Source organism: Aquibacillus rhizosphaerae (assembly GCF_030282825.1).
In the GTDB taxonomy this organism is placed as follows: domain Bacteria; phylum Bacillota; class Bacilli; order Bacillales; family Amphibacillaceae; genus Aquibacillus_C; species Aquibacillus_C rhizosphaerae.
This window is the reverse complement of the sequence record NZ_JASTZU010000024.1, coordinates 64793-79785: the sequence shown is the minus strand read 5'-3', so window position 1 is coordinate 79785 and position 14993 is coordinate 64793. Positions and strand designations below refer to the sequence as shown.

The 14993-nt window shown below is 34.3% G+C and carries 15 protein-coding genes and 2 pseudogenes; 4 read left to right on the top strand and 13 right to left on the bottom strand.

The window, feature by feature from the left end; all coding sequences use genetic code 11:
* A partial coding sequence (locus tag QQS35_RS07260; RefSeq protein WP_456237188.1) for a hypothetical protein occupies nucleotides 1-186 on the top strand: 186 nt, incomplete at its 5' end.
* Here QQS35_RS07260 and ltrA read toward each other — a convergent pair.
* The 3 genes from ltrA to QQS35_RS07245 all read right to left on the bottom strand — a co-directional run bounded on the left by ltrA (nucleotide 146) and on the right by QQS35_RS07245 (nucleotide 5010).
* The gene (gene ltrA / locus QQS35_RS07255) at nucleotides 146-1957 is read right to left on the bottom strand and encodes a group II intron reverse transcriptase/maturase (RefSeq protein WP_285930976.1); all 1812 of its coding nucleotides are present in this window, start codon (nucleotides 1955-1957) and stop codon (nucleotides 146-148) included. The two genes, QQS35_RS07260 and ltrA, sit on opposite strands and share 41 nt — an antisense overlap.
* A 914-nt stretch (nucleotides 1958-2871) precedes the next feature.
* Entirely contained in the window at nucleotides 2872-3075 is a 204-nt protein-coding gene (locus QQS35_RS07250) for a hypothetical protein (RefSeq protein WP_285931267.1), read from the bottom strand.
* 513 nt (nucleotides 3076-3588) lie between these two features.
* A complete protein-coding gene (locus tag QQS35_RS07245) occupies nucleotides 3589-5010 on the bottom strand; it encodes a VWA domain-containing protein (RefSeq protein ID WP_285931266.1) in 1422 nt (473 codons plus the stop codon).
* 276 nt (nucleotides 5011-5286) lie between these two features.
* Between QQS35_RS07245 and QQS35_RS07240 the strand changes: the two are divergent.
* From QQS35_RS07240 to QQS35_RS07230, 3 genes and pseudogenes are all read left to right on the top strand, one after another.
* Nucleotides 5287-5739 (top strand): annotated as a pseudogene (locus QQS35_RS07240) (DUF2975 domain-containing protein); the annotation flags it as partial.
* A 42-nt stretch (nucleotides 5740-5781) separates the two neighbouring features.
* Nucleotides 5782-5975 (top strand): annotated as a pseudogene (locus QQS35_RS07235) (helix-turn-helix domain-containing protein).
* Nucleotides 5976-6061: 86 nt separating this feature from the next.
* Complete coding sequence (locus QQS35_RS07230) at nucleotides 6062-6841, top strand: DUF817 domain-containing protein (RefSeq protein ID WP_285931265.1); 780 nt, start codon at nucleotides 6062-6064, stop codon at nucleotides 6839-6841.
* Nucleotides 6842-7601: 760 nt separating this feature from the next.
* Here QQS35_RS07230 and QQS35_RS07225 read toward each other — a convergent pair.
* The 10 genes from QQS35_RS07225 to QQS35_RS07180 form a co-directional block, all read right to left on the bottom strand.
* Nucleotides 7602-9350 carry a methyl-accepting chemotaxis protein gene (locus QQS35_RS07225; protein WP_285931264.1) on the bottom strand — a complete coding sequence of 583 codons (1749 nt, stop codon included), beginning with the start codon at nucleotides 9348-9350 and terminating at the stop codon, nucleotides 7602-7604.
* A 262-nt stretch (nucleotides 9351-9612) separates the two neighbouring features.
* On the bottom strand, nucleotides 9613-9747 hold the full coding sequence (locus tag QQS35_RS07220; protein WP_285931262.1) for a hypothetical protein: 135 nt from the start codon (nucleotides 9745-9747) through the stop codon (nucleotides 9613-9615).
* Nucleotides 9748-9924: 177 nt separating this feature from the next.
* On the bottom strand, nucleotides 9925-10350 hold the full coding sequence (locus QQS35_RS07215; protein WP_285931261.1) for an RDD family protein: 426 nt from the start codon (nucleotides 10348-10350) through the stop codon (nucleotides 9925-9927).
* A gap of 995 nt (nucleotides 10351-11345) precedes the next feature.
* Entirely contained in the window at nucleotides 11346-11771 is a 426-nt protein-coding gene (locus QQS35_RS07210; protein WP_285931259.1) for an HXXEE domain-containing protein, read from the bottom strand.
* 70 nt (nucleotides 11772-11841) lie between these two features.
* Nucleotides 11842-12672 carry a hypothetical protein gene (locus QQS35_RS07205; protein ID WP_285931258.1) on the bottom strand — a complete coding sequence of 277 codons (831 nt, stop codon included), beginning with the start codon at nucleotides 12670-12672 and terminating at the stop codon, nucleotides 11842-11844.
* 223 nt (nucleotides 12673-12895) lie between these two features.
* Entirely contained in the window at nucleotides 12896-13267 is a 372-nt protein-coding gene (locus QQS35_RS07200; protein WP_285931274.1) for a hypothetical protein, read from the bottom strand.
* 55 nt (nucleotides 13268-13322) lie between these two features.
* Nucleotides 13323-13790, bottom strand: coding sequence for a S66 peptidase family protein (locus QQS35_RS07195; protein WP_285931256.1), 468 nt, complete (start codon nucleotides 13788-13790; stop codon nucleotides 13323-13325).
* A 55-nt stretch (nucleotides 13791-13845) separates the two neighbouring features.
* Nucleotides 13846-14520, bottom strand: coding sequence for an HAD family hydrolase (locus QQS35_RS07190; RefSeq protein ID WP_285931253.1), 675 nt, complete (start codon nucleotides 14518-14520; stop codon nucleotides 13846-13848).
* A gap of 18 nt (nucleotides 14521-14538) precedes the next feature.
* Nucleotides 14539-14727 (bottom strand): hypothetical protein, encoded by a 189-nt coding sequence (locus tag QQS35_RS07185; RefSeq protein WP_285931252.1) that lies wholly within the window; start codon nucleotides 14725-14727, stop codon nucleotides 14539-14541.
* A 20-nt stretch (nucleotides 14728-14747) separates the two neighbouring features.
* Nucleotides 14748-14936 (bottom strand): hypothetical protein, encoded by a 189-nt coding sequence (locus QQS35_RS07180; RefSeq protein WP_285931251.1) that lies wholly within the window; start codon nucleotides 14934-14936, stop codon nucleotides 14748-14750.
* Nucleotides 14937-14993 lie beyond the last annotated feature (57 nt).

Sequence of the window (14993 nt, the reverse complement as noted above, 5' to 3'; positions counted from 1 at the left end):
ATACAGATAGGTAAGGGTTTGAAGTTATCTCTACCTTTTCCCCCTGTTCACACCGTACATGCGACTTTCACCGCATACGGCGTTCCAACTAATCCAATTCATTCAATTTATGTATTTTTAGATTTGACTGTTGCTTTCTCCGAAATCAAACTACTTGATTATGACATTGTAATCGAAGTTCGTTGAGTTTTTCTACTTGCTTTTTGGAAAGATTTAATACTTTTATTAATGCATTAATTTTATCATTATCTTTCATGTGTACTAGTCTGTGGACTGATTCATGCAGTATTACTAGATTAGAGAATGAATCATCGTTTGAAAGATGATAAGGATTCTTATGGTGGCAATGCCAATCATTAAGACCTAGTTCTACTCTAGAAATGGCACACTTACCATACTGAGCAATAAATTTACTTATTCGATTGTCGTTATATTCAATTGTCCGATTTGGAATAAAACTCTTCATAATGTAAGATAAGACATCTTTATTTATGGCTTTTAACCCTTTGTGTATCTTTTCTCTACCTTCGGTCGTGTAATTGCACGTATCCTGGGTAAAGCATAAATTCGTTTTATATTTTTGGGCATGAATGGGTACAAACACCATGTTTTGTATCTTGTGCAGTTTGCATTTGTATCCTTTATACCTTTTTTGTAATGTCTTGGTCATGTCATGAAATTCTGCGTCAGTTCTAAGAATCTTTAGGCGATTATACATCGTTTTCCGTAGATAAGAGTTTAACTCATTAAGATTTATCGTAATTCTAGTGGCTGCTGAATAGTAATTTTGTATCCCCATAACGATAGTGTTGAAATTCCAAACGGTTTGATTACTAGGATGTTTCTGAACAGCTTTGATTGAATGTTTTATTTTGTTAGAAGCATTTAGCCTGGCTTTCTTAGACATATTTGACTTGGCTACATAACCAAACCTCGTTTTGCCCTTTCTTACTGCTTTAATAGAAAACCCGAGAAATTCGGAAAAATTTTTCTTTAGGTTTATTACCCTAGACTTTTCTTCACTTGTTTCAAGGTGCAATCTAGTCATCAAGAAATCTTTAATTGCATAGTTCATTCTGATTGCTTGTGTACGTGTACGACACAAAACCTTAAAGTCGTCCGCATAGCGGACAATATAACATTCTTTTAGTTCAGACTTCTTCAGTGCTTGATATTTAATCCCATTTGTTTTGTATTGAAAGTGAGTTGTGAAAGTTTCCCATTGATTACTTATCCACCAATCAAGTTCATTTAAAACAATATTTGAAAGTAGTGGAGATAGAATGCCACCTTGCGGTGTTCCTTTAGATGGTACACCTTCACCATGAATTTCAGCTTTTAATAGTTTTGAAATAATAGCGATTAACGACCTATCCCTTATGCCTAAAGACCAAATTTGTTTTAAGAGTTTACTATGATTAACATTATCAAAGAAACCCTTAATATCTACATCAATACAATGGTGAAGCCCAGATTGATTAATTAAAAATTCAAATCTTGCTTTTGCATGATGGGTGTTTCTATTCGGTCTGAATCCATAACTATGCTTGTGAAACTTTGCTTCACAAATTGGCTCTAATATCTGTAAAATACACTGTTGAATAATTCTATCCCAAATGGTTGGTATTCCTAGTGGTCGTACCTTGCCATTTGCTTTGGGAATTAAAACACGTCTAACTTTCTGTGGTTCAAATGATTGAAACATAGACTGAACATTTACTATCACATCTTCCACTGATAAATGACTAATATCTTTAATTGTTAATTTATCTATTCCTGCCGTTTTACTTCCTGTATTCCTTTTGATATTTCGATAGGCAAGCCTTATATTTTCATCAGAACTCATCAATTCTATTAATCCATAAAACTTTTCACCATTGACACTTTGAGTGTAGAGAGTGTCAAAACACTCTTGTAGATTATAATACTCGTTATGTCTCAGTTTCTTCCGTTTCAATAAGTCGGTACCCCTTTCGGAGTTAACCTCTTTTAGTCTCACGAGAACCTTATTAATCGATAAAGATCTGCCTTACATGGTTGAATGATTCTTCATTAGTCTAGTGGCTATCCCTCTGTGTTGATTAGACACTTCATTGGTACTGTGCCACCACTTTCACTGATATAAAGGGAAGTTATACAATAACTATTGTCATTATTGCTTTCCTTTCCAACGTTTCATAAGGAGTAAGCCCTCCACGTTATCAGCTTACAACGTTGAATTATATCTATTATAAAATGAACTTAGGTGCTTCCTGTAAGCCTGTTAACTTTCATATGCCTTTAACATATCATGGATTTTCATATTAGTTAGTTTTACTCACCCACATTTAACCTCACATTTGGTGATATACACATTTCTATGTATTGCAGGTCTAGACCCGTACATTCAGAAGTTTGTCAGCTTAACCTTTTTCTTTTAGGTTGATTCGCATACTCACCGTATTCATTCAACTCAAGCATCATGATTCACACCACCCCATCGGGTAGGCTTTCGACAGCTAGGTTACACTGTTACGGTGAATTCTTACGCCTTTTCACCGAGCTCTCAACACTGTCATTCTTACTAATTCAAGTGCTAATCGACTAAGAGAGAACCCTTCGGAGCGTTACCTCTTCATTTGATTCTTAGATATAATCCTTCAATTCCACATGGAATTGCCTAGCCTTTACCAGAGAGATGTTACCATCCTCCATTTAAGCTAGGAACATTTCGCACAACTACCCTGCCATTTAAGATCACAGATTCACAATTTTAATTTAACCTAAAATCCCAATAATCCTTTGAAACTATTCAAAAAGAAAAGGATCACCAACAATATATGACAATTCATTTGTTGTACTAAAACATACAATAGTTGAGGAAGCCCTTAATTACTCCTTCATATTTTCCAAGCTTTTTTTATGATTTAAGTCTATTACAATATCACCAATTCCCATTGCCATAAAGCCATTAAGTATAGCAAATAGAGGTATAAGCGGATTCGCATTATTAGAGAATAACATCATTACCAATGTGACTATACTAAAGAAAACAAATAGTAAACCTAGTATGTATAAAGAACGACCGACAAACAAAATTCCACACCCCCTCTACACACCGATAAAGCCTTCAGTTGTTAACTATTCCTAACCCAACCAAAATAAGAGCAATTATTGCAATTAAAATCTTAATTACTATAAATAGTTTTCCTCTCTTTATTAAAGTTTCCATTCGTTATGTAATCTCCTTTTCGAAAAGATATTTTTTCTACTGGAGTTTTTCTTCTTCCACCATCCTGCTCATTATTTAAAGAACAATTAAATATAATAATATTACTAATTGTAAGTATTGAAAATTTTTAATGCTAATTTAACATAAAATTACAATTACCTAGTTACATAGCTAAATAGCGTTACAATTAACATAGTAATTAGCTTTTCCACAGAAAGGAACTACTTAATAAAAATTGGAGTTTCTATTTTTTAAAAAACAACAATAGAATTTAACATAGAGAAAAATAGGTATCTTTATCATATTAGTAAGATAAGCGAAGCACTATAAAAAACATATATTCTAATATAATCGTTGAGATTACTAATCCCACTCAACTACCAAATATCACCGCGCTCATCCCTACGTTTTCTCATTTCTTCCGTCCATTCATTTACACGTTCTTTAATCTTATCTGCACTTTCGTCTATTTCTTCTATCTTTTTAGAACGTGTATTTAGAAGTATATCCAAACGTGATTGATACTTTTCTTCAATGGAATCTTGGAGTTCACTGATGACTTCTGAGGATAGCATCTCTTCTTCAGCTAATATATTTACCGTATGATTATAACGGTCATTCTCATTTTTAATGGTCGTTTTAATTTTTTCATGTTCCACATCAAATAGATTATATGCATCTAAAATCTCCCATGGACCTGGAGCCTTCGTAAACGCCCAAGCTAAATCTATCGCTGATGGCAACCATTCATATTCAATTGTTTTCTGTAAATCATCTGCATTATTAGCAGTATAATAATCACCATTACCCGCGGCTGAAACATTTTGTAATTCTTCTTCTGCATCTTGATCGACATTAAAGCCAATTATATTCACTGTTCTCTCTTCATCTTTCTTAACAAAATTCTCAGCTTCTTTTACTGGATCACCATCACATGTTTCAACCCCATCACTGACAATATACACGGTGATAGCCTCCTCAAAACTGTCACTCATGTCCGCTGCTTTTTTAATGGCTTCAGCTAATGGTGTCCACCCTTTACTTTCGAACGTGGTTAAGGATGTTTCAAATACTTCCTGGTCATAAGTGTCCATCGGGTATATCTCTTCAATTCCTTCACAAGACACTACCTTATCTGAATCAGATTCAGATCCTTTGTGTCCATAGACAACCAAAGAAACGTCACTTTCCTGTCCAATAACCTCTGCAAAACGGCTAGTTGCTTCTTTAGCAACATCCATCTTCATCCTCTCATCTACACTTAGGAGCATACTTGAGCTTGCATCCAATAAAATAATCGCCTTTCCGCTTTTTGGTTCTTGCTTTACTTCTGCTTTAGATTTTCCTGGGTATGGTAAGTATGGTTCTTCAAAATCAGGTTCAAATTCCTCCGCATTTTCAAATATTTGCTTATAATGGTGGCTACCTAATAAATAGGTTAAAGCCTTTTCTAGTTGAACTGGATCCTGTGTTTGCTTTGTAATATCTTCCAATTGTTCACGTAATTCTTCATTGATTTCCTGTAATCGTTCTTCTTCGTTAACAGCTAGTTCTTCCTCCATACTTATATTGTTCAACAATACTCCGCCCTGCTGTTTTTTCATATCCTCTTTCGTTTGTACTAGCTTAATAGAATCTAACTTTTCAATCATACTATTTTCTGTATTTTGATTTGAATTCTTTTCGTTCTCTTCCATTACCTCGTTACTTGTTTCCTTAGCCTGATTCAGAGTTTCATCTTCACTACTACAAGAAGCTAAAACTAGCATTAACCCTAAATAAATAAAATACTTTTTCACCACAAACCAACCCCTCTGATACATTATTATCCATATTCAGATTGAATATAGATAGATACTTTGTCAATAATCCAAAATAACTAAAATTGGAAAATATAAAAGCAAGGCACAATTTATACTCCCCCTCGCATCCATATGACTTTCTTTGAATTAACAAATCCCCTTTCTGTTCAAAACAAATAACGACATTTATTTATTGCAAAACAATAAACAGAATGATGAAATTAAATTAAAAGTAAATAGTAAGATGTCTTTAATATGAAACAATGATCAACAATCTTTTTAAAGTTAACTTTTATTCTTTTGGGCATTCCTATTCTTGCTTTGTGTTTTTCCTATTACCTTGGTTAGCTGAAGATTCTGTAGAAAGTAGTCCCGAGATGGCTTATGTGCAATTTGGATTTATATTCAATATGTATGTCTTTGCAATTCCTTTTTTCATTGCGTTGTATCAGGCTTTTAAACGCTAAGTTATATCGATATGAACAAAGCATTCTCGTAGTTATCAGTAAAAGCTTTAAAGCTTTTAAAAAACTGTGCAGGTACAATCAGTCTGCTGTATGTCTTAGCAATGCCGCTTTTAAATATTGTAGGGGAAGTAGATGATACGCCAGAAATTATATTGATTGGAATGACCTTTACATTTGCTCCAACAGTTATGGGAGTCTTTGCGACTGTTCTCCAGAGGCTCCTGCAGGAAACCATTCATATAAATCAGAAAATGATTTGGTCTCAGGTGAAAACACGGCAAATATAATTAATATTGACTACATGTTGGCAAAAGGAAAATGAGTGTCATAGAACTTTCAGAGAGAGTTGGAATCATGATGGTTAATCTTTCTATATTGAAAAATGGCAAGGCAAAAGCATTTCGATTATTAATTTTAGAAGCGATTTGTAATGCCTTAGAATGTCAGCCTGGAGATATTTTAGAATACCGACCTGATCAAGACAGCGAAGTTTAATAAGGTCAAGCTATTTATGATTTATCAATATTTTAAAAAGGAGAACTACTCATGAATTTAACCATAAAAACGTGCAGGCAAAAGTCATGAGAGCACTAAAACAACTCGTTCGTTTTGGTTGGGAGCAAGCTCTATCCTGTTTGTTTCCAGTTGTTATTTTTGCGTCTTTGGCTATTACACAAATCATTCCCCTTCCCTTCTTGCCACGATATGACTGGCTGCTTATTATCTGCATTCTGATGCAGGTGTGGATGGTTAGAGCTGGACTTGAGACACGTGATGAACTTAAGGTCATCACATTGTTCCACCTTATCGGGCTTGCTCTTGAACTTTTCAAAGTACACATGGGCTCCTGGTCTTATCCAGACGAAGGATATTCCAAAATTTTCGGGGTACCATTATATAGCGGATTTATGTACGCAAGTGTAGCGAGTTATCTTTGTCAGGCTTGGAGGAGGTTACATGTTAACCTGGTTAAGTGGCCACAGTTTTTACTAGTTGTGCCGCTTACAACTGCAATTTATTTAAACTTTTTTACTCATCATTATTGGATTGACGTTCGTTATTGGCTTGCTGGACTTGTACTTATTGTTTTTTGGCAATCATGGGTCACTTACGAAGTAAATGGACGTCGTTACCGAATGCCACTGATACTCGCCTTTGTACTCATCGGATTCTTTATATGGATAGCTGAAAATATCGCAACGTATTTTGGAGCTTGGGAATATCCGAACCAAACCGATGCATGGAGTCTCGTTCATTTAGGAAAGGTTAGTTCGTGGCTATTATTAGTGATTGTTAGCTTTCTTATCGTATCGACATTAAAGCAAGTTAAGGGTAGAAGTTCTACAAAGGTAGAGACTTAGTTTCTTAGCATAAAAAGGAATTCTACTTTTTTAATTGTCTTGAGATTGCTTCTTTGTTAAGGTTGTTCTACATCTACACAAAAAGCAGCGTTTCTATTCGTGAAACTCACCTGCACTTTAAGCCGTATGTACTATTACAATGAAAATAGATACATAAAATACTGAATATGAATCGTCTTACTATCATTAATGTGCATACAAAAATGTGATAACAAGAATGGAGGGATAGGTTGAACATAAAAAAATTTCACTATTTGTTTGGTGTGATTTCATTATTCATAGCAATTTTACATTTTCCCTTTGGCGACTACACACAAAATGAAATACTTTCAGGCATAGCATTTTTTTCGAGTGCTTATTTTATCTATATAGTATTCGTACATTTCTACTTTAAAAGTGAAAATACTAGAAAATTGGTTATGTGGGGTCTTTTTTTGTTATTTATAATTGCCGCTTTACTATTTTTTATTGTCATATAGAAATTGGATAACTAAGTTCCAAACTAATTCTTAGTAAGAGCATAATATTTAATCCTTTTTGTCAGTAATATTGCTTTACAGGCATATTTTATGTTCCCGTTATGAAGCAGGCCTCTAGGAAATAATAATCTTCTTTATTAAGGGTTAATCATGAAAAAAAGAACGAGACTATCACTTGTTTGATAATTTCTCATTATTCTAGAATAATGAAATAAGCACAATAACCATAACAATAAACTCCTTAATCTATAAATACGAAGATTAAGGAGTTTTCTTAGTTACTATATGTTGTAACGATTTAATAAATCGCTTAAATCACGGTTCAATTCCGTTAGTTTCTCAGCAGAATTCGCGACATTTGCGATTGCATTAATCTGTTCATCTATCGATGAGGTGATTTCTTCAACTGATGCGGCTGTTTGTTCTGATACGCTAGATGCATTTTCAATTCCTTCACTCATTTGTTTGTTATAGGATGTAATAGCACCCATTTCCGAATTAACAGCAAGTAACGCTTCAGCTATTTGCTTCACAGAAGCGGACATTTGATTAAATTTGCTTTGTGTTCGAAGTACGTCATCATTTAAACCTTCAGCAGTCTTCACCGTTCCTTCTACTGTCCCAACTGTTTTAGTGGTTTCTGAAACGATAGCTGAAACTACGCCTTGCACTTGGTGCGTTGCAGTTTTGGATTGTTCAGCCAATTTCCTAATTTCATCAGCTACAACGGAGAAGCCTTTCCCATATTCACCTGCTCTTGCTGCTTCAATACTCGCATTTAGAGCTAATAAGTTTGTCTCTTCTGCAATTGTTTCGATTGTTTCCATTACCTGTGTAATCTGTTTTGTTTTGTTATTTAAGTTTTTAATTTCATCTCTAATTTCTTGTGAGGCAGCTAACGAATCAGCATTTGATTTCTGTAATTGCTGAACGATCTCAATTCCCTCCGTAGATATAACTTCTGTTTGCTGCGTGATGTCATGCATGGTTTTACTTTGTTTTTCCATGGCTTCAATAGAGCTAGTTAACATCTCCACTCTTCGGTTTATTTCTTCCAAATCATTTGCTTGTTCTTGTGTACCAGTCGCAATTTCACTTATTGATCCACCGATTTCTTCACTGTTAGCAGATGTTTGTTCTGAAATGGCCGATAAATCATTTGCTGAATCCAGCAAATGTTCACTCGTTTGTTTAACGTTCTCAATCAGGTCACGTAATTGTCTTGACATTATATTAAAAGCAACAGCTAATTGGCCAATTTCATCACTTGATTCAGGAAGATTCGTTTCTTGGACATTTCCATCTGCGATTTGCGTCGATGCCTCAGCTACATCTTTTAACATGTTTACCTTCTTACGAATAGCTAAGTAGAAAGCAAATGAACTGATGATAATAATCGCAGCGGTTGCCGCAATAATAATATATTTTAAACTCGTTAATTCTTCGTAAAACTCATCCTGAAAAACGACTATTCCAATTGTCCAATCCCAAGGTTCGAAATATTGAGTATAAGCTGTCTTATCTCTATAAGAACCATCTGGCTGTTCATCAGAATAAACTACAAATCGATCTGCTTCATTATCTGACTTACCACCATCAACGATTCGTTCACGATTACTTCGATTTTGTTCATCTGCTGGAGCTCCACCTATTTTCGACGGATGAATTTGCAATACTAGATCATCGTCATAGGCTAACATATAACCATTTTCTTTATATGTAAACAGTGATTGTTGGTAATCGTACTCGCCATTCCCATCTACTGGACCGTTTAGTATAATTCTCGCTTTATTTTTCGCTTCCTCTAATGTTAATTCACCAGTCTCTACACGTTCATTTATTAACTCTATTGAAGCATATGCTCCTTCAACAATACTTTGTAGTTCTCTTTCCCCTGCATCTAAGAGCTGATTTTTAGCAACTAAATAACTGGTTGAGCCAATAATTCCACCCGTTGCAATAATAATGATGATAATCAATGCCATTAACTTACTTGAAATACTTGTGAATTGAAACTTCCCCTTCTTCATTTGTTTCCCCCCAATTAATCTATATAGTTAACTTATCGACAAAATTCGCCATTTTTCAATAACTTATAATAAAAAATGAATGGAAATATGTGGATTTAGATAATTTGATTTATTAGGGAGAATTTATTTTTTCGATAGATATAAATATGGTTCAAGAACCTGTGCCACTTACAGGTTCTTGAACCTACCTAAAAGCAAAAAGGGCATTAAGAGGAACGTCCTACGCTTCCCACTCTAGCACCCTTTTTACATGAAAAATGTTTTATTTTTTGTCTCTTATTTCTTCTAAAATTTGTATTACACGATCATTTTGTTTTTCAATTGCTTTAAGCTTCCTCTCCATAATACTCGATGAAAAAAACACAATAAGTACAATTGCAATTCCGATAATTTCCAATATTAATCCCCCAATATATTATTTCAATAATCCGATAATTTAGCAGACAAAACATTCTATTTATATAACACGCACTGGATTAACTTTTATTATAAAATAGGGGTTAAATCTTAAACAATTCCATCAACATCTGTGTTATCTTTTCTTGTTCTAAAAGCTACAACACTGGTTTTATAATTAAGGGTTTGATGGTGGCTCTGTGGTTACAAATGTTCGTGCAATAAAGTCGTGGATGGCACGTTTATCTTCTCTTATTCCTATCATAAATGCACTTACAATCAAACCGATTCCTAATGTAAGTAAATAGAAGATTCCTGCTATTATATCCCTTAATAACATTGTACCAATCCCGACTTTTTTTCCGTCGATTCTAACAATTCGATTCCCTACCATTCTTCTTCCTAACGTGTACCCGTACCAGAAAATAGGTAATAACAAACCATAGAATAATCCAAAAAAATCTATTGAATAGTAATTATCACCATCATAGAATACACCGTACAGTATCTTAGAGATAACCCCTGTCACCAAAAATATAATAATTAAGTCTAAAATTCTTGCCAAAAACCTATTTTGAAAGCCTGCTGGACTAGTTATATCCATACTATCTCTCCTCTCGGTAGTATTTTAAGACCTTATTCAGTACATAAGTACACGTATCATCAGAATAATTTTAACATAAAGTTCCAATTCCTATTGTAATTTAAACCACTACAAGGTTTACTACATTATAAAACCGACAACTCCTTGCTTTATTTTTGCCTTACATATAAATAACGAATTAACATTAAACTCTCTTAAAATATGAGATCTTCTCTCTTTGAACAATTGCTATGTATGCTAGGGTACCTAAAACGCGCTAGAATAACAAGAGAATTCATCCCATCAATTAAGAAATAGATACTCTTCACATACTTTTAGTAAATGGGTTTCTTTCTTTTATAGTAGCCTTTTCAGTAGTATTTTTCCCTTTTTTAGTTATCATTTATTTTGTTCCTTCATTGGACATCATTTCTCTCTACTTTAATACCGGAAATCCATTTCCTTTTACAACCTTTGAACAGTTTCTGTCATTGGGGACATTACCATATGGGGTAATTTATTCTGTGTGGGTTGGTCTAAATGGAACATTATATGCGACTTTTGGTTTGCTTTTGCTATTAATATATAGAAGTACAATACTGTCTTTAATAATTCCTTTTGTATGTTACACTCTAGGTCACTATGTTGCAGAATCATTTGGTTATTACCAATTTTCACCAATCAATTCAATATTTCCTTTTCATATAGCTCAGCAGCCCTTATGGACAGTTTTATTCCATTTACCATTATAACCTTGATAGTTTTAACTCTATTTAATAAGCTGATAAGGCAAAATAACATAACATGGCTTAATTAGCATTTAGACTATGTAATAAACTTTTTCAAAATTCAAATGGGGTTAGTCTGGAAGAGAAAACTCTAATAACATTTAGAAATAAGATATTAAGTAGCATGCAATTTAGCTACATAAGAAACTAAAAACGTTCAATCTTAGCATTTTAGACTTTAAAATCACTGTTCTTATTAACTCACGCATCCGATAGATTAATAGCACGTTAGTTGTGTATTAATCGGCTTAACAAATAGAATATATAGGGAGTCAGTAGAAAGATAGCTGTATAAAGACCTGGGGTGTATGTTTTTAATATCCAAGTCTGCACAACATGGGCTACATTGTGTATTAATACAAATATCAAAAATGATAGATACATTACCGCACTCCATGAGCTTTCTAAGTTCTGGATTTTAATGAAGGTGATGATAGACATTATTAAGAATATAAAAACATCTCTTTTAGCAAAGGAATAGGAATTAACATTCCAAAATTTCCAGATTTGGTTGCTTATCCATTTGCTATCAACAGTTATCCTATTTTTATTTTTCATCGCCCACTTTTCAACAGCTATTATTTCTTCAAAGTCATGAAGCATAAATATTACTACAAATAACCATATAGCATTATACAACTCAAGCTGAAACATTACTTTCCTCCTATTTGTAGTTGTTAGAATTGGTGTAAATAAAACCCTAAATTACAAGATGGTTTTAGATTTACATATTATCGGATAATCGGTTGGCTTCATCAAAAAGTTCCATGTTAATCATGGCTTCCAGTACTATTTTGCATAAATCTTTGTTGTCTTGTAAGACATAATTAAGCTGAATGTCTCTAAATAAGGCAAGTCGTGAGGCAACTGGTGTGGAACGAAGGTATTCCCGCAACAACTTCAAATCAGGATCTGTGTCTTTTTCAGTCGGGAATGTCTTGTGCTTTTCACCTTGAAGAAGTAGATTAGCAACGCCCAAACCATCCTGTGTTTGGATACTTATAATTCTTTGTCGCTCAAGTTTGATGTTTTGTACATAACGATACGGATTGTCAATAATAGGGATATGTATTCTCTCCGTTAAAATCCCCCTGACTCTCTCCCGGACCACTTTTTCATTTTCTGATAATTGATATGTGGAGTTAGCATCCTCAGCAACCCATTGTTCTCTAGATTTTAAATAATCCTGTTCACTCTCAAATTGATTATAGAACAATTCAGCGTCAGTGAAATTAACACTTAGAAATTCACATAGATTTTTTGCAACTATACGAATTGGACGTTCAAAATCCATTGGGCAAACGCAAACAATAGGTGCTATCTCTAAATCAGTTACAGAACCATAATCAGTAAGAAACCCATAATGTACACCGTCTACACCTATGTTCCCAAATACAACTACATCACTTGGTGTGTTAAAATATCTAAAGTTTTCTAAAGAAAGGTAAAAACTAAGACCGAGGTAAAACTGTTCAGCATCAGCAACAACATTTTGTAAATCAATTAATACTTTCAGTGTATGTGGAACATCATATTTACCAAAATTACTGTTCATTGAGTTGAATTAGTCCCTTCTCGTATTTCCCTATTAACTTCAAAATAGTTTCCCTTACTCTTTACCAGTTTGCATTAGAAGTGATTAACCACAATTTTACTATTACTCCCATGCTTTAAGAATATAACTTCAATAACTTAAAATCAGTTTAAAACTTCTTCCTTGAAAGCACCATCGTTTTTAGAGAATACTTTATTGAAGTGTTAGGATAAAACATAACGGTTTAAATGACGCCTGAATCGACTACCAATCGGGGCGGAGATGTTGTGAGTTTCGCGTTTACTCCGATTGGCACGCCATAATTAGGTTTACAATGGCCGATTTGAAAATTCTCGACAACAGGAAAAGGTGCACTAGAGAAAAAGTATTGCAGCACTTTTTTAATCTTCTCATATTCGCCTGGGTCAGCTTGAAGGTCACCAATGACCACACCTTTGACTTCATCGAACAAACTTGCCTGCTTGAGTTGAGTAAGCATCGCATCAATCCGAAACGCTGGTTCTGCAACATCCTCAATCAATAGGATCGCCCCTTTTGTATTCACTTGAAAAGGCGTTCCCACCCCATTAGTGAGCAGTGTTAAATTCCCACCCACCAAACGCCCCTCTCCTGTTCCATCTGCTAGTGTGATAAGGGGCGATTTGCGAGAATCATAGGTTAAATAGAGACAAAAACGAGGCTTCTGTCTCTGCTGTTCTTTGCTCGTCATTCAGGTCTGATACCACCATAGGGCCGTGGAATGTAATCAAGTCACTGACTTTTTCAATTGCATTAAGTAGATAGGTAATGTCACTATACCCCCAGAATATCTTAGGATTTCTCCGTATCATTGCATAATCAATCATAGGAGCAATTCTTGCTGACCCAAATCCTCCATTAGCACAAAAGATTGCACGAATATCTGGATTACAAAAGGCTTCATGCAAGTCTGCAAGCCGATTTTGATCCAAAGTGGTAAGGTCTCCTTCCTCATCGAACACATGTCGTCCAATGACCACCTCAAGCCCCATTTTTTCAAATACTCGTTTTCCTTGTAGCAACCTTTCTCTGTCTGGCGGTCCAGCCGGAGCAATAATCGCTATCCGATCTCCCTTTTGTAAGGCACGTGGTTTAATCATAAGCTTTCCTCACTCTTCTTAGATTTTGATATTTAACAACTTTTCATTATGCTTTTTATGTAAAGTAACTTAATAAACTACCAAAAGAATTAATCTCTCTATATGGTTTTATTCCGGTGTCATTTTTGATTTTATGAGGATTAAACCATACGCCCTTTATATTTGCATTTTGACAGCCACCAATATCTATTTCTAAGTCATCGCCAACGAATAATGCGTCCTCCGGTTGCACATTAAGCTTATTTAATGCTAATTCAAATATTCGTTTGTCAGGTTTCTTATATCCCACTTCTTCAGAAATAATGATTATATCGAAATAACTATTTAAATTGGTTTTCATTATTTTAGCCTTTTGTCTCTGCGTTGAGCCGTTTGTTATTATTGCAACTTTAACATGCTTCTTTATCGTATTTACGATATGTAACGTATGTTGGTTTATAGAAAAACAATGAGGAAAATGATTATTCCAAAAATCTTGAATGCTATTGCGCGGCAATCTATATTTTGGTGGAAATTCATTAAAAAATGATTCAAAAACTTTTGTTTTATCACTATAGCCATAGCTTCTTTTATCATACTCTTTGAATCTTTGTAACATTTCATTTTTGGCTGAATGATTACCATCTTCATAACACTTTGCTAAAATAACTAAAAACATTTCATCTACTGCCTTATCCCTACTAAGTAAAGTATCATCTAGATCAAATAGCATTGCTTTATACCCGCTCATATTACTTCACAGCCCTTCTCACCTGTTAGCTTTATTTCTCCGAATTAGCTCATCTATTACCCAAAAGAATAATGCTATAATCGAAGCAAAAATTGTAGTTGCGTTAACCTCTGTTCCAAATAATGAAAATTGACCATCCATTGGACCTATCAAACCAAATAATATACCAAAAAGTAAATGGACTGTGAATGCAGCTAATGCCCGCATAGCACCTGTTAATCGCTTGCTTACAAAGTCTGAAAAAATGTGATTGGAACCACATAAAATAAAATAAAAGGTGATATCCATACACTAAATGTTCCAGTCATCACAATTAACTCTATAGGTCGTGCCCATTCTGCAAAAAATACGCCAAAGATAACTAACAGAGATAAAGGTGTCGCCAATAAGGTTGTGATCACTTTTCTTTTTATCAACGATACCCCTCCCAAAAATGTAGTATGGTTTTCGACCACACTTAGCGTTAACAAGGT

Coding starts and splice junctions, on each gene's coding strand:
- QQS35_RS07185 (WP_285931252.1), bottom strand. CDS start 14,727: ATGCGGGCATTAGCTGCATTCACAGTCCATTTACTTTTTGGTATATTA.
- QQS35_RS07215 (WP_285931261.1), bottom strand. CDS start 10,350: ATGGATATAACTAGTCCAGCAGGCTTTCAAAATAGGTTTTTGGCAAGA.
- QQS35_RS07230 (WP_285931265.1), top strand. CDS start 6,062: ATGAGAGCACTAAAACAACTCGTTCGTTTTGGTTGGGAGCAAGCTCTA.
- QQS35_RS07205 (WP_285931258.1), bottom strand. CDS start 12,672: ATGAACAGTAATTTTGGTAAATATGATGTTCCACATACACTGAAAGTA.
- QQS35_RS07190 (WP_285931253.1), bottom strand. CDS start 14,520: ATGAGCGGGTATAAAGCAATGCTATTTGATCTAGATGATACTTTACTT.
- QQS35_RS07225 (WP_285931264.1), bottom strand. CDS start 9,350: ATGAAGAAGGGGAAGTTTCAATTCACAAGTATTTCAAGTAAGTTAATG.
- QQS35_RS07210 (WP_285931259.1), bottom strand. CDS start 11,771: ATGTTTCAGCTTGAGTTGTATAATGCTATATGGTTATTTGTAGTAATA.
- QQS35_RS07195 (WP_285931256.1), bottom strand. CDS start 13,790: ATGATTAAACCACGTGCCTTACAAAAGGGAGATCGGATAGCGATTATT.